This is a genomic window from Hymenobacter sp. 102, assembly GCF_049949205.1.
Classification (GTDB): domain Bacteria; phylum Bacteroidota; class Bacteroidia; order Cytophagales; family Hymenobacteraceae; genus Hymenobacter.
The window spans coordinates 1670969-1690119 of sequence record NZ_CP188172.1; the positions used below are offsets into that span (position 1 = coordinate 1670969).

14 protein-coding genes are annotated in these 19151 nt (G+C 56.6%); 5 read left to right on the plus strand and 9 right to left on the minus strand.

The window, feature by feature from the left end:
• Positions 1–31: 31 nt before the first annotated feature.
• The 8 genes from ACN19L_RS07220 to ACN19L_RS07255 all read right to left on the minus strand — a co-directional run bounded on the left by ACN19L_RS07220 (position 32) and on the right by ACN19L_RS07255 (position 11706).
• The gene (locus ACN19L_RS07220; protein WP_426492844.1) at positions 32–1885 is read right to left on the minus strand and encodes a cytochrome c oxidase subunit I; all 1854 of its coding nucleotides are present in this window, start codon (positions 1883–1885) and stop codon (positions 32–34) included.
• A gap of 24 nt (positions 1886–1909) precedes the next feature.
• Entirely contained in the window at positions 1910–2968 is a 1059-nt protein-coding gene (locus tag ACN19L_RS07225; RefSeq protein ID WP_426492845.1) for a cytochrome c oxidase subunit II, read from the minus strand.
• Between the two features lie 92 nt (positions 2969–3060).
• Positions 3061–4377, minus strand: a complete 1317-nt coding sequence (locus ACN19L_RS07230) for a quinol:cytochrome C oxidoreductase (protein WP_426492846.1) — start codon at positions 4375–4377, stop codon at positions 3061–3063.
• Between the two features lie 9 nt (positions 4378–4386).
• A complete protein-coding gene (locus tag ACN19L_RS07235; protein WP_426492847.1) occupies positions 4387–5130 on the minus strand; it encodes a c-type cytochrome in 744 nt (247 codons plus the stop codon).
• Positions 5130–5654, minus strand: coding sequence for a DUF3341 domain-containing protein (locus tag ACN19L_RS07240; protein ID WP_426492848.1), 525 nt, complete (start codon positions 5652–5654; stop codon positions 5130–5132). Before ACN19L_RS07240 ends, ACN19L_RS07235 begins: the two co-directional genes overlap by 1 nt.
• Positions 5647–7101 carry an NrfD/PsrC family molybdoenzyme membrane anchor subunit gene (nrfD, locus tag ACN19L_RS07245; protein ID WP_426492849.1) on the minus strand — a complete coding sequence of 485 codons (1455 nt, stop codon included), beginning with the start codon at positions 7099–7101 and terminating at the stop codon, positions 5647–5649. The genes ACN19L_RS07240 and nrfD overlap by 8 nt, the downstream gene beginning before the upstream one ends.
• 75 nt (positions 7102–7176) lie before the next feature.
• A complete protein-coding gene (locus ACN19L_RS07250; protein ID WP_426492850.1) occupies positions 7177–10212 on the minus strand; it encodes a TAT-variant-translocated molybdopterin oxidoreductase in 3036 nt (1011 codons plus the stop codon).
• A 156-nt stretch (positions 10213–10368) separates the two neighbouring features.
• On the minus strand, positions 10369–11706 hold the full coding sequence (locus ACN19L_RS07255) for a c-type cytochrome (RefSeq protein WP_426492851.1): 1338 nt from the start codon (positions 11704–11706) through the stop codon (positions 10369–10371).
• 406 nt (positions 11707–12112) lie between these two features.
• On the opposite strand from ACN19L_RS07255, the gene rpsF reads away from it, so the two are divergent.
• The 5 genes from rpsF to priA all read left to right on the plus strand — a co-directional run bounded on the left by rpsF (position 12113) and on the right by priA (position 18548).
• Positions 12113–12487 (plus strand): 30S ribosomal protein S6, encoded by a 375-nt coding sequence (gene rpsF / locus ACN19L_RS07260; RefSeq protein ID WP_125421248.1) that lies wholly within the window; start codon positions 12113–12115, stop codon positions 12485–12487.
• Positions 12488–12491: 4 nt separating this feature from the next.
• A complete protein-coding gene (gene rpsR, locus ACN19L_RS07265; protein WP_044002832.1) occupies positions 12492–12743 on the plus strand; it encodes a 30S ribosomal protein S18 in 252 nt (83 codons plus the stop codon).
• A 105-nt stretch (positions 12744–12848) separates the two neighbouring features.
• On the plus strand, positions 12849–13292 hold the full coding sequence (gene rplI / locus ACN19L_RS07270) for a 50S ribosomal protein L9 (RefSeq protein WP_426492852.1): 444 nt from the start codon (positions 12849–12851) through the stop codon (positions 13290–13292).
• A gap of 281 nt (positions 13293–13573) precedes the next feature.
• Entirely contained in the window at positions 13574–15802 is a 2229-nt protein-coding gene (locus tag ACN19L_RS07275; RefSeq protein ID WP_426492853.1) for a GSCFA domain-containing protein, read from the plus strand.
• A 199-nt stretch (positions 15803–16001) separates the two neighbouring features.
• Positions 16002–18548, plus strand: a complete 2547-nt coding sequence (priA, locus tag ACN19L_RS07280; protein ID WP_426492854.1) for a replication restart helicase PriA — start codon at positions 16002–16004, stop codon at positions 18546–18548.
• 26 nt (positions 18549–18574) lie between these two features.
• On the opposite strand, the gene ACN19L_RS07285 is transcribed toward priA, so the two are convergent.
• Complete coding sequence (locus ACN19L_RS07285) at positions 18575–18997, minus strand: hypothetical protein (protein WP_426492855.1); 423 nt, start codon at positions 18995–18997, stop codon at positions 18575–18577.
• Between the last annotated feature and the right edge of the window lie 154 nt (positions 18998–19151).

Consider the following 19151-nt stretch of genomic DNA (forward strand, 5'->3'; position numbering starts at 1 on the left):
GCCCGTTTAAAAAGGCTAATGCGCGGGGCGCTTATTCCATTTCCTTCTCATACGGCAGGTTCGACGACTGCGTCTGCGAGTAGGGTACGTGCTGCGGAATGAAATCCTCAGCGGCACCCGGCTTGCTGTAGTCGTAGGGCCAGCGGTGTACGGCGGGGATTTCGCCGGGCCAGTTGCCGTGGCCAAGCTCTACCGGCGTCGTCCACTCCAGCGTCGTCGAGTTCCAAGGGTTCTCGGTAGCACGACGGCCGCGGAAGATGCTGTAGAAGAAGTTGAAGATGAAGATGAACTGACCAATGAAGGCCACGATAGCTGCTACCGAGATGAACTTGTTCAGGTCAGCAAACTGGCTGAAGGTGTCAAAGCCCGTCCAGGCGTAGTAACGACGGGGGAAACCGGCAATACCCACGTAGTGCATCGGCAGGAACACCAAGTACACCCCGATGAACGTCAGCCAGAAGTGGATGTATCCCAGTTTCTCGTCCATCATGCGGCCGAACATCTTGGGGAACCAGTGGTACACACCAGCCCACAGGCCGAAGAAGGCCGACGAACCCATTACCAAGTGGAAGTGAGCTACCACGAAGTACGTGTTGTGCATCTGGATGTCCAGCGCAGCGTTGCCGAGTACGATACCCGTCAGACCACCGGCAATGAACAGCGACACGAAGCCGATGGAGAACAGCATGGCCGTAGTGAAGCGGATGTTACCGCGCCACAGAGTAGCCAGCCAGTTGAACGTTTTCACGGCCGAGGGTACGGCAATGATCAGCGTCAGGAACATGAACACCGAACCCAAGAAGGGGTTCATGCCGGTTACGAACATGTGGTGAGCCCACACGATGAACGACAGCAGCGAGATACCCAGTAGCGAGCCAATCATAGCGCGGTAGCCGAAGATAGGCTTACGGGCGTTGGTGGCCAGAATTTCCGACACCATGCCCATGGCAGGCATGATTACGATGTACACCTCGGGGTGACCCAGGAACCAGAACAGGTGCTGGAACAGGATGGGCGAACCACCGGTGTTCGACAACGCCTTACCAGCAATGTAAATGTCCGACAGGAAGAACGAAGTACCGAACGAACGGTCAAAGATCAGCAGCAGAGCAGCCGAGAACAGTACGGGGAACGAAAGCAGACCCAGGATAGCCGTCAGGAAGAACGCCCAGATAGTCAGGGGCAGCTTGCTCATGCTCATGCCCTGGGTACGCAGGTTGATTACCGTCGTGATGTAGTTCACACCACCCAGCAACTGCGACACAATAAATAGTGCCATCGATACCAGCCACAGCGTCTGACCAGCACCTGAACCAGCAATGGCCTGGGGCAGCGCCGACAGCGGCGGATAAATTGTCCAGCCAGCAGCAGCCGGACCAGTTTCAATGAACAGCGAAGTGAACATTACTACGCTCGACAGGAAGAAGAACCAGTACGAGAGCATGTTCATGAAGCCCGAAGCCATATCACGGGCACCGATCTGCAGCGGAATCAGGAAGTTCGAGAACGTACCCGACAGACCAGCCGTCAGCACGAAGAATACCATGATGGTACCGTGCATCGTTACCAGCGCGAGGTAGAATTCAGGGTTCAGTTTGCCCCCTTCAATCCACTTGCCCAACAGCGGCTGCAGCCACTCCAGCGTTGCCTCGGGCCAGCCCAGCTGTAAACGGAACAGGCTCGACAGCGTACCACCAATAATCGCCCAGAAGATACCCGTAATCAGGAACTGCTTGGCAATAACCTTGTGGTCGGTGCTGAAGACGTACTTCTGCAGGAAATTCTGCTCGTGGTGCTCGTCGTGGTGCAGGTGCTCATCGTGCGAAATGCCTGGCTCGGTTGCCCCGATGCCGCCTTGCACTTGAGTAGGAAAGTTAGCAGCCATAAGTGAAGCGTGCAGTTAAATAGTTTAGAGCGAAGCTTTGGCAGCGGCAGGAACTACAGCGGCAGCTTCCTTCATAACCGGTTTCTCCGATTTCTGTTTGAAGCTGGCCAGAACGTCGGGGTTCTGCTCCGAGAAAGATTTCTGCGCAGCAAACCAGTTCACGTAATCCTCCGGATCATCCACCACAATGTTCAGCTTCATGGCGAAGTGGCCCCGACCGCAGATTTGGTTGCAGGCCAACTCGTAGTTGAACTTAGGGTTGCCCAACTGGGCGCGCATTTCGTCAGTCGTCTTGGTTGGGGTGAACCAGAACTTGGTGGGCATACCGGGTACAGCATACATCTGCACGCGGAAGTGAGGCATGTACACGGCGTGCAGTACGTCGCGTGAGCGAATCTTCAGCAACACCGGATGACCTTTAGGAACGTGGATTTCAGGTGCGACGAAGTCGTCAATACCGTTCTGGTCACTCAAGTCGAAGCCGAACTCGTTCGTAGCGTCAATCAGACGGTAGTTCACGAGGCCTAGTTTCTGGTCGCGGCCGGGGTAACGAACAAGCCAGTTGAACTGCTTACCCATTACTTCCAGTACGATGGCATCCTTGGGGGCGGGACCGGTAATGCGGGTCCACTCTTTCCAGCCAGCGAATACCAGACCAGCCATTACGATGGCCGGAATCAGCGTCCAGATAACCTCAATTTTGTTGTTGTGGGGGAAAAAGAAAGCCCGACGGCCTTCTTTGTGCTGGTACTTGTAGGAGTACACGAACAGCAGCACTTGAGTCAGCGTAAATACGATGCCCAGAATTACCATCGTAGTCCAGAACATCCGCTCAGTAGCATGGCCGTGAACAGAAGCAATGGGCGGGTTCATCTTGTCGTAGTTATCAACGAAGGACCACGCAAAGGCGGCGCCCCCCACTACGAGGAAGATGATGCACAGAATGGCATTTACACGGTTGCTGACGCCAACTTCACGGGTAGAACTGCCCGAGAAGATAGAGGTCAGAATCTGGAGGCGGAACAGCAGGCCAAACACGACCAGCAGTAACACCAGCACCAGAAGAATACCAAGAGTAGTCATTTGGAAAGAAGTTAGAAGCTAGGAGCCAGGAGTCAGGAGCCAGGGAGAGATTCTTCTCACTCCCAGCTACCAACTCTTAGCTTCTCTCAAATTTAGGTGGTATGGTGGACGCTTTCATCCAGGAACGGATGATGAACCGGAATCAGGGAAGCCTGCGCCAACCGATTAGTCATCAGCGTTAGGAAAGCACCAAGGAATACCAAGGCCACCCCAATCTCAATGATAAACCCATTATTGGCTTGCATCGTTCCGGGCATAATAGCCAAATAGAAGTCAAACCAGTGACCCACCAGAATGGCAATAGTCACAATCTTGAGCATGATCATCTGACGCTTGGCATCGCGGGTCATCAGCACCAAGAAGGGGAAAACAAAGTTGATGATGAGGTTGAAAAAGAACAACCACGTGTACTGTCCATCAAAGCCACCCAGACGCTGGTTGAAATACACTGATTCTTCGGGCAGGTTTGCATACCAAATCAGCATGAACTGAGAGAACCATACGTAAGTCCAGAAGATGCTGAACCCGAACATGAACTTACCAAGGTCGTGCAGGTGACCTTCCTTCACCCAACGCAGGTAGCCGGCTTGCTTCAGGATAATCGTGCAGAGCGTAATAGCCGCCAAGCCCGACACCCACCAAGAGGCGAATATGTACCAGCCGAACATGGTCGAGAACCAGTGCGTGTCAATGGACATAACCCAGTCCCAGGCAGCAATAGGCGACGACACGGCGAAAATTACCAGAAACAGGGCCGATACGTTGATGCTCTTGTGGAAGTATTCGGTACCGCCGTTCAGATCCTCAGCCAGTGACAGGTCGCGCAGCTTCTTGGTGAAGAAAGCCCACAGTCCCAGGAAAATCACCATGCGAGCAATGTAAAAGGGCAGGTTGAGGAAGCCCGACTTACCCGCAATGATGGCATCATAGTTTTCCGATTTCGGATCCATAATACCAGGCGTCGTCCAGTGGAAGATATCGTGCGTGAAATAGCTGATGCCAAACACTACTACCATGATTACCAGACCGGGAATCAGCCACGCGCTCAGGGCCTCGGCCACGCGCTTAATGAGTACTGACCAGCCGGCATAAGCCACATACTGGATAGCTACGAACACCGTACCAATGGCAGCAACACCCGTGAAAAACACGTTGCTGTGCCACAGGCTTACAATCAGGCGCTTGAGCCACGGTGCGCTGCCGTGGTGCTCAGCCGCGCCGTGAGCAGCTCCGTGGGCTGCTGCTGCCCCCTCGTGGTGAGCGGCACCAATGCCCATCATGGACATGATAATGCCTACTATCAGCAGGACAACGCCCGCTGCAATAATGAGCATGAAGTTTTTACGGGTACCCGGCGTAACCTCCAGGTGTTCAGCCGTAACGCTTTCGTGATGCGTCAGAGTTGCCATAGAAGTCAATTAAATAGCCGTTCCGTTTTGAGCTTTGTCTCCCTGACCCGGGGTTTCCGACGCTTTATCGGAACCGGCCTTCGTGGGATTCTCTTTCATCTGTCCCGAGGTAGTGGTTGAGTCAGCCGTGGGTACGTTGGCGTTAGCGCCGCCGGCTTTCACCATGTCGGCCAAGCCATCCGGGCCTTTACCCAGCTGCAAAGCCCGTACGTACATAGCAATCTTCCAACGCTCTTCAGGATTCACCTGCGAGCCATGTGGCATCATGCGGTTACGTCCCCACTGAATTACGTGGTAGATGTGCCCATCATTCATGGTTTTATAAGTACCCGTCGAGTAGTTGGGTACACCTTTGAACTTGGCACCTACGGGGCCGTCCCCGGCTCCACTCTCACCGTGGCAATGCTGGCAGTTGCGCGAGTACAGCACTTTGCCTTCTTCCAAGTTTGCCTTCGTGTAAGGAAACGGGTTGCGCAACGTGGTTTCGGCGGTAGCCACATCGTCTTTGGCAATGTGGGTGTAGTAGTCAGCCTTGCCGCGGGGCACGGTGCCTACTGCCGGGGTGCGCTCGTTAATGCCCATCGGGTTTACCGTGTTGGCATTGATCTGGCGCAGCGGGTCGTACGGAATCGATTCGTACATCTCCGGAGCGTACTCCAGGCCGGGGTCATCGGCGCGGTTGCAGGCGGTGGTGAACACCGATGCCAGCAGAACCGCCGACGCTTGCAGAGTTAGTTTCAGCGAATGCGTCATTAGAACTTAGACATTTCTTTTTGGTTCACCTCCGAAGCACCGTTCTCACGCAGCAGCTGGGTCAGCTTGGTCATATCGGTGTTTTCGTTCACTTCGATGGCCACGACAAACTTGTCGTCGGTGGAACGGACATCCAGCACCGGCGTTTTCCAACGTGGGTACAGTTTGCTGATGGTGTAAAAGGTAATCACCATCCCGTGGCAGCAGAAGAACACGGTCAACTCGAACGATACCGGAATGAAAGCGGGCAGCGCAATATGCGGCTTGCCACCAATAATCATCGGCCAGTCGAAGCCCAGCGTGTAAATCTGGAGCCACAGCGCGAAGCATAGCCCGGTCAGACCGTAGAAGAAAGCCGCAATGGGCAGACGGGACCGTTCAATGCCAAGGGCATCATCCATGCCGTGAATCGGGAACGGCGTGAATACTTCGTAGATCTTCACGCCCGCCTCGCGGACGTTTTCAACGGCGTGCAGCAGCACGTCTTCGTCTTCGAAGACACCGAGGGCGAAGCGCTTAGTCATGCTTATCGTAGTTTACAGAGGCCGAGGCCGGAACTCCGTGGGTGGTGGTAGACTGATGAGCGTGGTGCGGATCGTGGCCAGTGTAGGTCGGGCCATTGTCCACCGTGTATTTCAGTACCGATTTCACTTCCGCCATGTTGATAACGGGGAAGAACTTGGCGAACAGCAGGAACAGGGTGAAGAACAGACCCAGGGTACCCACGTAGATACCAATATCAATCCAGCTCGGCGAGAACATAGCCCAGCTTGAGGGCAGGTAGTCGCGGTGCAGCGAGGTTACGATAATCACGAAACGCTCAAACCACATCCCGATGTTCACAATGATGGAGAGGATGAACGTGAGTGGAATGCTATAGCGTACCCGACGAATCCACACCAGCTGCGGAGTGATTACGTTGCAGGTCATCATCGACCAGTAAGCCCACCAGTAAGGACCGGTAGCCCGGTTGATGAAGGCGTACTGCTCAAACTCCACCTGCGAGTACCAGGCAATGAAGAACTCCGTGATGTATGCTACCCCTACAATCGAGCCCGTAATCATCATGATTTTGTTCATGAGGGCAATGTGCTCAATGGTGATGTAGTCTTCCAGCTTAAACACCACGCGGGTAATGAGCATCAGCGTCAGTACCATGGCGAAGCCGGAGAAGATAGCACCCGCTACGAAGTAGGGCGGGAAGATGGTGGTGTGCCAGCCCGGTACTACCGAGGTAGCAAAGTCCATCGATACGATGGTGTGTACCGAGAGTACCAGTGGGGTAGATACACCGGCCAGGATCAGCGAAACCGTTTCGTAGCGGCTCCAGTGCTTGGCCGAACCTTTCCAGCCCATGCTCAGCAACGAATACGCTACTTTGGCAATAGGACCTTTAGCCCGGTCACGGATAGTAGCGAAGTCAGGTACCAGACCCGTGTACCAGAATACCAGCGACACGGTGAAGTAGGTCGAAATGGCAAACACGTCCCACAGCAGCGGTGAGTTGAAGTTCACCCACAGCGAGCCGAAGGTATTCTGCAGCGGGAACACCCAGTAAGCCAGCCACGGACGGCCCATGTGCAGCACCGGGAACATGGCGGCGCAGATTACGGCAAAGATGGTCATTGCCTCAGCTGCGCGGTTGATGGACGTCCGCCACTTCTGACGGAACAGCAGCAGAACTGCAGAGATAAGGGTACCGGCGTGACCGATACCTACCCACCACACGAAGTTGGTGATGTCCCAGGCCCAGCCGACGGTTTTGTTTAGTCCCCATTCCCCGATACCGTACCACAGAGTGCGGTACACGGAGTAAAAGAATACGCCAAGGAAGATCAGAGCCACGGTCAGGGCGGCCATCCACCGGACGTTAGGGGCGGCTTCTACCTGGCGGCACACGTCTTGGGTGACGTCGTGGTACGTTTTCCCCCCGGTAACGAGCGGCTCCCGTACAGGCGATACGTGCTGCATAGTTTTTGGACTTAAAGGAGTAAAGAGGGAGAACAGTAGTGCGGTAGGCGCTTCGGCCCTCCCCCGGCTCAGTTTCTAGGCGTTGAACTCCGAAGTTTCGGTGTTGCGGATTTTAGTCAGGTACGTGATGTTGGGCTGCACGTTGATGGCATCGAGCACGTGGAAAGCCCGCTCTCCGTCTTCGCGACGCAGCAGCTTCGAAATCCGCGACTCGGGGTCCCGCATATCACCGAACACGATGGCCTGCGTGGGGCACGACTGAGCGCAAGCCGAAACAATGTCCCCATCCTGCGGACGGCGCTTTTGCTTTTTGGCTTCCAGCTTGCCAAGTTGGATACGCTGCACGCAGAGCGAGCATTTCTCCATCACGCCACGGGCCCGAACCGTTACGTCGGGGTTCAGTACCATGCGGCCCAGGTCGGTGAACATGTGGCCGTTTACGGTTTCGAACTTCTCGTTGGTGTAGTAGGAGAACCAGTTGAAGCGACGAACCTTGTACGGGCAGTTGTTGGCGCAGTAGCGCGTACCTACGCAACGGTTGTAGGTCATCTGGTTCAGACCTTCCGAGCTGTGGGTAGTAGCCAGTACGGGGCACACCGTCTCGCAAGGGGCGTGGTTGCAGTGCTGGCACATCATCGGCTGGAAGATAACCGAGGGATTCTCGGAGGGGTCTTCCATAGCCGCGTAGGTATCCAGCTTGCCTTTGGTTTCGAAGTCCGACTTGTGGGCATCGGAGCTGTAATACCGGTCGATGCGCATCCAGTGCATCTCACGACGGTTGATTACTTCCTGCTTGCCTACTACGGCCACGTTGTTCTCAGCCTGGCACCCAACTACGCACGAGCCGCAGCCGATGCAGGAGTTGAGGTCGATGGCCATACCCCAATGGTGGTTCTTGTACTCATAGTCCTGCCACAGCGAAACCTTGTTGGGCTTCTGCGGGCCGTCGGGAGTCGAAATCGTTTCGTATTCCGTTACCTCTTTGGGGTCTTTGATGTACTGGGCCAGCGTAGCCTCCTGCACCACCGGCTTGCGGTCCATGATGGTGTGGTGGGTCTGCGTCTGCGCAATGGGCTCCTGCGTACCGGTAGCCGCCAGTGTTACCGAAGCAACATAGCTGATGGCGTCGTTGCGCATGGCCAGCAGCGGCAGCACGTTCTGCCCGAGGTCATTGGCTACTTTGCCTGCTTTGGTGCGGCCATAGCCAAGTGCAATACCGATGGTACCGGCAGCCTGGCCCGGCTGAATAAGTACGGGCAACTCTACCGACTTACCGTTGGCGGTTACTTTCACCACGTCGCCCTGCTCCCATTTCTGGTCTTTGGCGTAGGCACGCGGCACCGTTACATAGTTGCCCCAGGTTGCTTTCGTTACCGGATCGGGCAGTTCCTGCAACCAGGGGTTGTTGGCATCTGCCCCGCTGCCTACGCCCACTTTTTCGTATACCATCAGCTCGATGCCCGAAGGCTTCTGGGCCGACTTGATAGCCGAAATAGCAGCATTTACGTCCAGCGCAGCGGCGGCCGGAGCCGGAGCAGCGGGAGCAGCTGAGCCCATGGCTACGCCATCGTGCACGGCTTTGTCCCAAGCCTTATTGAAGTCGCCGCCTAATACGCCTTTCCACTGCGTGCGGAGGTAGTTGTAGTAGGTGGTTGGGTTGCCGGCCCAGGTCAGCAGCGAATCCTGCGCCTGACGGGTAGCAAACAGCGGTGTGATTACGGGCTGGGCAAGGCTCAGGTAGCCACGCTTCGGCTCATAGTCATTCCATGACTCCAGAAAATGGTGGTCGGGAGCCGCGTACGTGCACAGTTCGCCGGTTTCATCCAGCCGGTCGTTCAACGAAATTGTCGTGCGAACTTTACCGGCTTTCAGCGCAGCGGCCAGATCCGCACCCATTGGGTGGTCGAATACCGGGTTGGCATTATAGAAGATAACGGCCCCTACCTGACCAGCACTGATGGCTTTCAGCAGGCTGCTCATTTTGGCATCGTCGCCCTGACGGATCAGCGAAGGGTTGGCAACATCAACGCCGGCCGAAGCCAGCTTCTGGTTGATGGCCGTAACCAAAGCCTGAACGGCCGGGTCGTTGGAACCAGAAACTACCATACCGCGCGAACCGGCTTTGGCCAGTTCGGTAGCAGCCTTCTGCAGGCGCTTATCGGTGTAGGAAGAAGCACTGCCACCACCCACAACCGTGTTGTATACGGCCAGCACGGCCTCACCCATTTCCGAAGGCTTCAGCGGCACGCGCACGTCGGCGTTGGAGCCGGTCAGCGACATGTTGCTTTCGAACTGATAGTGGCGCGACATGCTGCGCTTCTCGCTCGAAACTTTCCGGTTGGTTACATACTGCCGGGCAAATTCCACCGGCGACAGCCAGGTACCGAGGAAATCGGCACCGAAGCTCACAATCACGTCGGCTTTGCTGAAGTCGTAGGCGGGCAGTACGCCCCCATTGGCCCGTAGCAGCGCCGAAGCTGAGTTCACGTCGTACATCACGTGCTCGGTGCCCGCAAAGCGTCCGGCAAACTCCGCAATTACCTTCTTGGTAGAGGGGCTGATGATGGTATGCGACACGATGGCTACGCGGCCGGCACTGGCCAGTGCATTGCGCACCTCCTGATCCAGCTGGTCCTTATCGATTTTAGCACCCTTTTTGGCGAAGTGCTGCAGACGAGCACCGTCGTAGAGGCTCAGTACCGAGGCCTGGGCCCGGGCCGACAGACCACCGCGCGTGATGGGCGACTCGGGGTTACCTTCCAGCTTGATCGGGCGACCCTCGCGGGTTTTTACCAGTACGCTGTTGTAATCCTGACCGTTGAAGAACGTGGAGGCGTAAAAGTTGGCAATACCCGGATCAACTTCCTCAGGCTTGTTGAGGTAGGGAATAGCCTTTTTAATGGGGGTCTCGCAGCTGGCGAGGGTGGCCGCGGCAATGCCGAAGCCCATGAGCTTGAGGAAGTCGCGGCGCGGGGCCACCGTGGCATCCGAGGTGCCGTGGGATTCCTTCACCGGCAGGAAGTCAGCAAACTCAGTGAGTGCATTCTTCACGAACTCCGGTGAGTTCTCCAGTTCCTCAATTCCCTTCCAGTACTTAGGCGACTCTTGCATCGTGTTGTTGGAACTTAGGGTCTTAGAGACTTAGGGACTCGGCTTTTCACAAGCCCAATAAGTCGCTAAGTAGGCTGTTTTTAAAGGTAGGTGGGGCCTTGGGCAGCCCGCGTGCGGCACGTGGCCAGCAGTGCAGGCGCCCAAGGCCCGGTCATACTAGTAGTGGCACTTCGAGCACTCGGTACCGCCGTTCGACGAAACAGTGAACGGTACGGCCCCATTCTCGCTGTCGTGCAGCTTCACGAGGTTGTCGTAGTAGCTGTTGCCCTTCGTGTTGAGGGGCGTTTCGCGGTGACAGTTGATGCACCAGCCCATGGTGAGGGGCGAATACTGGTACACCACTTCCATGTTCTGGATGGGACCGTGGCAGGTCTGGCACTCAATGCCTCCTACCTGCGTGTGCTGGGAGTGATTGAAGTAAGCCAGGTCGGGCAGGTTGTGGATGCGCACCCACTGAATAGGCTGCTTCCGCTCGATGGCGCGGTAGATTTTCTTGATTTCCGGCGACTCCGTTTTGATCTGCGAGTGGCAGTTCATACAGATGTTCGGCGAGGGAATGTTGGCCGACTTGCTCTTGTACACCGAGGTGTGGCAGTAGGCGCAGTTGATCTGGTGCTCACCAGCGTGCAGTTTGTGTGAGAAGGCAATGGGCTGCGTGGGCTGGTAGCCCTGCTGCAGGCCTACGCCCATAGCACCCTGAATGCTTTCGTACAGCACAGCCAGCACGAATACGACACCCACAATGGCGCGTACCGCCGTCGATTTGTAGATTTTCGAGAAGTCGAAGCGCTGATCAATTACTTCCACGTCGCGGCCGTCGAGGTCCTTACGGCCCCGCAGCACATCCTTCATGATGTTGGCAATGATAACCAGCGTAACCACCAGCACAATCAGCACTACTACCAGCACGATGAGCAGTACGTTCATGTACTTACCAGCACCAGCTTCGTCGCCAGCAGCAGCGGCGGTGCCGTCAACAGCAGCTTGATCACCACTTTTGGCATTAAGCCCAGTACCTGCCGTTGCGGTTTTACCTTCTTCAGCAGTTACATACGCAATGATGGAGGTAATTTCAGCATCCGACAGCTGAAAGCTGGGCATCTGCTGTTTCTGGTACTGGTTGAAGATTTTCACGGCGTACTCATCGCCGCTGGCCACCAGTTTGCTGGAGTTTTTGATCCATGGAATAATCCAGGACATGGGGCGGCGCTTGGTGATGCCGGCCAGAGCCGGACCAACTACCACTTCATTTACGGCGTGGCACTGGGCACAATTGCCTTTGAACAGGGCGTCGCCGGCGGCAATGGCGGCAGCGTCACCGGTAGGAGCGCCGGCAGCGGCGGCGGGGGCAGCGGCCGCCGTAGCGCCGGGTGCCACGCCTGCTTTGCTCGGGTCGGCCGCGGTGCCTTGCGCGAAGGAGGAGCCTACGCTGACAAAGAACAGAGACAGAGCGAGAAAGAGGCGGGAAAGGGGTCGTAGTCGGATGCTATCCATAGCACAATTTGACTGGAAAAAAGAAACGCGGGGGTGCTTCAAGGCCACAAATGTAGGTCGGGAAACCCAGAGAACAAACCGCTCCGGGCTAATTTTCGCCCTATTCCAGTAGCTTAGAATCATTCTAAAAACCGACAGTTGACCGGAAAGAATACCACTTACGGTTGTCTCAGCGGCCAGTACATTGTCCTCTTCCACCTCCCCTATCTATAATAAGGAATGTGCCTTCGCCTTCCTTATTGCTATAGTGATGACAGCTCAGGCCCCATTTAGTTTTAGGTTTGACAGTCAATTTCTTACCGATTACGGTTTTCTACAAAAAGACTGTTGAGGCAGTAGTACGTGCAGTAAATTCCGTTATCTTTGCCCCTCATTTAGTTTTTCACACAATTTTCACCCCGTCGTAATGGCAGTAAGAAATTACGAGACGGTCTTCATTCTGACTCCCGTGCTGAACGAGAGCCAAGTGCAAGAGACGGTCGAGAAGTTCTCGCAGGTGCTTAAGGAAAATAGCGCCGACATCATCAACACTGAAGCTTGGGGCCTCAAGAAACTGGCTTACCCGATTCAGAAGAAAAACACTGGCTACTACTTCCTGGTAGAGTTCACCGGTGAAGGTAACGTGGTTGACACGCTGGAGCTGGCTTTCCGCCGCGACGAGCGGGTTATCCGTTTCCTCACCACGGTGCTGGACAAGCACGCCGTAGCTTACGGTGCGCGTCGTCGTAAAGGCGAGATGAACCAGCAGAAAGTAAAACAATCGGAAGCCGTAGCCCAGTAAGACCATGAGCCTCGCCAACGAAAAGATCCACAAGCAGGATACCCGCAAGAAGTACTGCCGCTTCCAGAAGAACGGCATCAAGTACGTTGATTACAAAGACCCGAACTTCCTGCTGAAGTTTGTGAACGAGCAGGGCCGCATTCTGCCCCGCCGCATCACTGGCACCAGCCTGAAGTTTCAGCGCAAAGTGGCTCAGGCTGTAGCGAAAGCTCGTCACCTGGCCCTGATGCCCTACGTAACCGACTCGTTGAAATAGAAATTAGTATTGGGTAGTTGGTATTGAGTAGTGAGACAGTCAGGACAAAGCTCCTGCCGTTCTTACTCAATACTTACTACTCACTACTCAATACTAAAGAAAGACATGGAAGTAATTCTGAAAGACGACGTTAAAGGTCTGGGTTACAAGAACGACATCGTTGCTGTAAAGCCAGGCTACGGCCGTAACTATCTGCTCCCGCAGGGTCTGGCCGTACTGGCCGATAAGACCAACAAGAAAATCGTAGCCGAAAACGTACGCCAGGCAGCCCACAAAGCTGACAAAATCAAAGGTGACGCGCAGGCTATTGCCAACCAGATTGGTGACATGGTGCTGGAAATTCCGGCTAAAGTAGGTGAGAGCGGCAAAATCTTCGGCCGCGTAACCACGCTGCAGCTGGCGGATGCCCTGAAAGCCAAAGGCGTAGAAGTTGACCGCAAGCGTCTGTCGTTTGACTCGGAGCCCGGCTCCGTGGGCGAATACACGGCTACGGCTGACCTGCACCGCGAGGTGAAGCACAAAGTGCGCTTCAACGTAGTAGCTGAGTAAGCTTCTGCCGCTTAGTTTATCAGAAACGCCCGGTTGCGCAAGCGGCCGGGCGTTTTGTTTCTGCTAGTTGCCGTTGCTGCGCAAGAAGCTGCCGACTATTCGTGACCTTTGCCCGTACAATCAACTGCCAGAGTCTGGCACGCTGAACCGCTATTTTCTTACGAGGCCCCTGCTCCGCGTCTGTCAGGCGCGCGTCCGCACCACTCGCCAGTGTTTGGCTGAACGCGGGATGTTAAGTAGGTTGCTCATCCGTTGGCCCGGTCCGGGCCGTACTATTTCCAATGTTTCGTACTGAACTTCCGCTTACGCCTCTCCCCCAGCAGCTGCCACCTTCGGCCCGGGTGCTGACCATAGGATCCTGCTTTTCGGACTCTATTGGCACGCGCCTGGCCGATTTTAAGGTGGCAACGATGGTGAATCCGTTTGGCACCGTTTTCAACCCTATTTCCTTGTGCCGGCTGTTGCGGGCCGCAGCCGGGGAAGACATGGATTGGCAGCAACACGTGGTAGAAGCCCGGGGCCGCTGGCAGAGCCACGATTTGCATGCCGAAGTAGGGGCCGATACGCCGGTAGAGCTACTGCAGCACATCCAGACGCTAACCCGCGAAGTTGGTGTGTTTCTGGCCACGGCCGATGCCGTGGTACTTACGCTGGGCTCGGCGTTTGCCTACCGCCTGCGTGAAACCGGCGAGATTGTGAGTAACTGCCACAAACTCCCGGCCGATAAGTTTGATAAGGAGCTGCTAACGGCCGATGATATCATTGCGGCCGTTGCCGAGACGCACGCGTATCTGCGGCGCATCAATCCCCGCCTGCAGTTTATCCTGACGGTAAGCCCGGTACGGCATATTAAGGATACGCTGGTCCTGAACTCTACCAGCAAATCGATGCTGCGTGTGGCCTGTCATTACCTGAGTGAGCTGCTGCCCGATGTAACTTACTTTCCGGCGTATGAGCTGCTACTGGACGATTTACGGGACTACCGGTTTTACGCGGCCGATATGCTGCATCCTTCCGATGTAGCCGAAAACTACATTTGGGAGCGGTTTACGCGTACCTATTTTGATGCCGCCTTCGGGCGGTTCAAGAAAGAATGGGAAAGTCTGCGGCAGGCTTTGGGCCACCGCCCATTGCACGCGGCGGCCCCGGAGCATCGGCAGTTCTTGGAAAGTACTCTGGAACGGCTGCGCAGGCTCAGTACTCAGGTAGATGTGCGGATGGAACTGTTGCACTTGGAACGGGAGTTGGCTGCGCTGCCCCGGATACCCGACCCCGTGGTACCCGACCCAGTGGATGAGGATGACGACGAGGAGCGCATCGACATTGGGGAATTTGCGGAGGAAGGCTTGTCGCAGGCGGCTCTGGTTGGCCACGGCCGGGGTGTGCTGGTTGAGCCGGATAGCCAAAACGAGGCCGAAGATGATGAAACGGAACCCGGTGAAACCGCTGAGGCAGCTTACGAGCACGCTTACTCCGCTGAGGCAGCGGCCGAAGAGCCGGAAGATGTGTTGGAAGAAACCCTGGAGGCTGAAACCAGCGGGGAGCCGGCCCGGCGCCGGAAACGCCGTTCCCGCGGGGGAGCCAAACGAACCAAGCGCAAACACGCCCGTCTGGCGGCAGAAGCCGCCGCGGCTGAAGCGCCTGAGCAGATTTCCGTAACCGAGCCCACGCCCGCGCCGACCGTTGCAGAAGTCATTGCGGATACTGCCACGGTAGCTACCGAGCCAGCTCCGTCTGCCGCTAGCGTACCGGAAGCAGCCGGGAATGACTCGGCGGAGGAGCCGCGCCGTACCCGTAATAACCGCCGTAACCGCCGCGACCGGCCAGCCCGCTCCGAGGGTCGTACGAACCGGGCCCCGCTGTACGCTACCGAGCTGAGCAGCGAAACAGGAGGAACATCCGTGGATAATACGGGTTCGGAACCCGTTGACGCCCCAGCAGTGCCGCAGGTGCCCAGTCTCCCGGTTGCACCAGCACCGGAGCCAGTGCAGCCCCCGGTAGCGGAAGAGGCTACGCCTAGCCCAGCCCCTGCTCGACCCAAGCGCCCGGCAGCCAGCCGCAGCCGGAAAAAGTCCGCTGCCGTGCCGCAGCCCGATACCCCGGCCACGCCCGTTCCCGCAGAACCTGCTCTTCCGGCGGCGGAAGCTCCAGCGCAGCCTGCTCCGGCACACCCAGCGGCCACTCCTGATGTGCCAGCACCCAAACCCCGCGCCCGGCGCAAAGCAGCGCCGGTAGAGGCCACAGTAACGGCTCCGGCAGAACCTGCTGCGGTGGAAGCGGTGGATACGGCCGTGGAACCCCTATCCACTACAAAACCGACGGCAAAGAAGCCCACAGCTCCGCGCAAGCGGGCCCCGCGAAAAGCCGCTACGCCGGTGGCAGAATCCGGCCCGGAAACGGTACCGCCCCCCTTACCCGCCGCTGAACAGGTACCAACAGCCCCCAAACGCACGCCCCGCCCCTCCCGGCGCAAGGCAACGCCGGACACGCCGGCTCCCGAAAATAGCTAACCTGAAAACCCGGCCCCTACCAGCCGGGTTTTCTTTTGGAGTACCCGCTCGGCATGCCGGGAAAGCCCGACCTGGCCGTATCTTTACCAACTGGCAGACAACTGGGCGGGGCCTCCAACCCGCCAATGAGCTTCTCCCGCACTGCTGCCTTCCAACCGCATTTTACCAACGAAAAAGCCGCTGCTTTTTCCCCCTGCCTTTGAGCCTGACGTTTGACTTTGTGCAGCCCCAGCCTGAACCCGCCGCTGACCGCGTAACGCTGTTTGCCGACGTAATTTTGCCGTTGCCGCTGCCCAAACTATATACTTACCGCGTCCCCTTTGAACTGAACGACCATGTGGTAGTGGGCGGACGCGTGATTGTGCAGTTTGGGGCCAAGAAAACCCTGAGCTGCATTGTAGCCGCCGTACACGAAAATCCGCCCAAGGAATATCAGGCTAAGTATATTCTGGAGTTCATTGACGATGCACCGGTGGTGACCCAGCCCCAACTGAAGCTGTTCCGCTGGATGGCCGATTACTACCTCTGCACGCTGGGCGAAGTCATCAATGCGGCGTTGCCCTCGGCTCTTAAGCTCAGCTCGGAGAGCCGGGTACAGCTGCATCCCTCCTTTGAGGCCGAGACGAACCCCTACCCGCTCAGTGAGCAGGAGCAGAAAGTGGTGGATGCGCTGAGCACCGGGGAGGAAGGTAAATCCATGACATTCACGGAAGTGGGCGAGCTGCTGGGCATTGCGTCCTTCCACAAGTACATCAAGTTCCTGATGCAGAAGGACGTGGTGTTCCTGTTTGAGCATCTGCAGGATAAGTATTCGCCCAAGGTGGTGAAGAAAGTGCGGCTGGCCCACCGGTTTATTGTTGAAGCAGGTTTAGAGCAGTTATTCGCGCAGCTGACTAGCAAGCCCAAGCAGCTGGATGTGCTGATGCGCTACCTGCAGAAAGTACCCGTGTATCAGAACGAGCACGCCAACCAGCGGGGCCTCGAAAAAGCATACCTCACCTCGGCTCCCCATCTCTCCCCTTCCGCCGTCAATACGCTCATCAAAAACGGCGTGCTGGAGCAGTTTGATCAGATTGTGTCGCGCTTTCCGCTGGATGAGGACGACGCCGAGGCCAAAATTCATTTCACCCTGAGCGAAGCTCAACGGGAAGCTCGGGAAGATATCATGCGCCAGTTTCAGGACAAGGACATTGTGTTGCTACATGGCGTAACGGGCGCGGGTAAAACGGAAATCTACATCGACCTGATCAAGCAAGCCCTGGACGGGGGCGGGCAGGTGCTGTACCTGTTGCCCGAAATTGCCCTCACTGCCCAGATTGTAACCCGATTAATGCGGGTATTCGGCTCCCGGCTCGGCGTATATCACTCCAAATTTTCCGATAATGAGCGGGTGGAAGTATGGAATGGGGTGCTGTCGGGACGGTTTCAGGTGGTGGTAGGCGTACGCTCCGCCGTATTTTTGCCCTTCGATAGCCTGGCCCTAACCATTGTGGACGAGGAGCACGAATCCAGCTACAAGCAGTACGACCCGGCTCCGCGCTACAATGCCCGCGAGGTGGCCCTGATGATGGCCAATTTTCAGGGAGCCAAAACCCTGCTGGGCTCGGCTACACCCGCCGTGGAAACCTATTACCAGACGCGCACCGGCCGCTACGGCTTGGTTTCGCTTACCAAGCGGTTTGGGGAAGCCGGCCTGCCGGAAGTGGAGCTGGTGGATACCCGCAAAAGCCGGGAGCAGAAAACTATGCTCAACCACTTCACGCCCGAGCTGATGCAGGCTATGGAGAGCAAGCTGGCCCAGCAGGAGCAGGTGATTCTATTTCAGAACCGGCGCGGGTACGCCCCCTTCATCAACTGCCTCGACTGCGGCTGGATACCCAAGTGCCAGAGCTGCGCCGTGAGCCTGAGCTACCACAAACACAGCCACGAGCTGCGCTGCCACTACTGTGGCTACCACGAGCGGATGTACACGCAGTGCCCGGCCTGCGGCTCCCGCAACGTGAAAACTGTGGGCTTCGGCACCGAAAAGCTGGAAGACGACCTGAAGGTGATGCTGCCTGAAGCCAATGTGCAGCGCATGGACCTGGATACCACCCGGGCCAAAAACGCCTATCAACAGATTATTTCCGATTTTGAGAAGCAGAATACCAACGTGCTGGTGGGCACCCAGATGGTGACCAAGGGCCTGGACTTCGCCAACGTGAGTCTGGTGGGCATTATCAACGCCGACAGCATCATTCACTACCCCGATTTCCGGGCGCACGAGCGGGCGTTCCAGATGTTTGTGCAGGTAAGCGGGCGGGCCGGCCGTAAAGGCAAGAAGGGCCGCGTGATTATCCAGACCGGTGACCCGGAACAGGTGATTTTCGACAAGGTAATTCGCAACGATTACCTGGAATTTTACGAGTATGAAATCCTGCAGCGGCGCGAGCATGGCTACCCGCCCTTCATGCGCATCATCCGGCTCACGGTAAAGCACATGGATGCGGTGGTGGGCGAGCGGGCCGCTATTCTGCTCACGCAGGAGCTGGTAGACCGGCTGGGCCGGGAGGCTGTACTGGGGCCGGAAGCCCCCTATATCTTCCGCATCCGCAATTTTTACCTGCAGGAAATCACCATCAAGCTCAGCCGAGAGCACACCGTGCTGCGCGCCGCCAAAGCCGATATTCTGGAAGCTATGAACCTAGTGCGCGACCAAAAGGAGTTCAAGCAGGTGCGCCTGGCCGCCGATGTGGACCCGATGTAGCAGTTATAATAGCTGAGTCTACCGCTCTACAAAGAAACAACCAAGGCAATAAGTCCTGATAGTGCAAGAATAAAGCCCGGGAGGCCTAAGAAGAATAGAGCAAACCCACTTAGCAAGTAGGCGACTGTTAATAATACGGCACCTACCAGTAGTAAAAAAGCTCCTATCCGGAAGAGACGCCCTTTCTTTTTCGAGCCAGACTCCGCTGCCATGGGCTCACTACTTTCCGGATGTTTAGCAGCTCGCCGCGCCTTTCTGCGCGCCTGCCGACGGAGGCGTAAGCGGCCATTCTCACCTTGGTAGAGCAGCAAGGCTATACCTACTGGGAACAGTGCCAGCGCAACCAGCAGCAAAGCAAGACTTCCCCATGATGAGGAAGATGATGAGTCGTTATTGAAAGCCACGAAGGTGCCGATGAGCGCTGATATGCTGAGGGCACCGCCAATCACATTAACAGTGGTTGTTTCCGGATCTGGCCCTGGTGCCGATGAAGCTATGCGTGCTATGGTAGTATCGGGGGCAGCAGCTAACGGCTGGAGCGGCGCACTCGCGGACCTAACCGGCTTTACACGTCTGGTGGATGGTAGCCAACGACTGCGCTCT

Coding starts and splice junctions, on each gene's coding strand:
- ACN19L_RS07225 (WP_426492845.1), bottom strand. CDS start 2,968: ATGACTACTCTTGGTATTCTTCTGGTGCTGGTGTTACTGCTGGTCGTG.
- ACN19L_RS07230 (WP_426492846.1), bottom strand. CDS start 4,377: ATGGCAACTCTGACGCATCACGAAAGCGTTACGGCTGAACACCTGGAG.
- rpsF (WP_125421248.1), top strand. CDS start 12,113: ATGGCAGTAAGAAATTACGAGACGGTCTTCATTCTGACTCCCGTGCTG.
- rpsR (WP_044002832.1), top strand. CDS start 12,492: ATGAGCCTCGCCAACGAAAAGATCCACAAGCAGGATACCCGCAAGAAG.
- rplI (WP_426492852.1), top strand. CDS start 12,849: ATGGAAGTAATTCTGAAAGACGACGTTAAAGGTCTGGGTTACAAGAAC.
- ACN19L_RS07220 (WP_426492844.1), bottom strand. CDS start 1,885: ATGGCTGCTAACTTTCCTACTCAAGTGCAAGGCGGCATCGGGGCAACC.
- ACN19L_RS07250 (WP_426492850.1), bottom strand. CDS start 10,212: ATGCAAGAGTCGCCTAAGTACTGGAAGGGAATTGAGGAACTGGAGAAC.
- ACN19L_RS07275 (WP_426492853.1), top strand. CDS start 13,574: ATGTTTCGTACTGAACTTCCGCTTACGCCTCTCCCCCAGCAGCTGCCA.
- ACN19L_RS07235 (WP_426492847.1), bottom strand. CDS start 5,130: ATGACGCATTCGCTGAAACTAACTCTGCAAGCGTCGGCGGTTCTGCTG.
- ACN19L_RS07240 (WP_426492848.1), bottom strand. CDS start 5,654: ATGACTAAGCGCTTCGCCCTCGGTGTCTTCGAAGACGAAGACGTGCTG.
- nrfD (WP_426492849.1), bottom strand. CDS start 7,101: ATGCAGCACGTATCGCCTGTACGGGAGCCGCTCGTTACCGGGGGGAAA.
- ACN19L_RS07255 (WP_426492851.1), bottom strand. CDS start 11,706: ATGGATAGCATCCGACTACGACCCCTTTCCCGCCTCTTTCTCGCTCTG.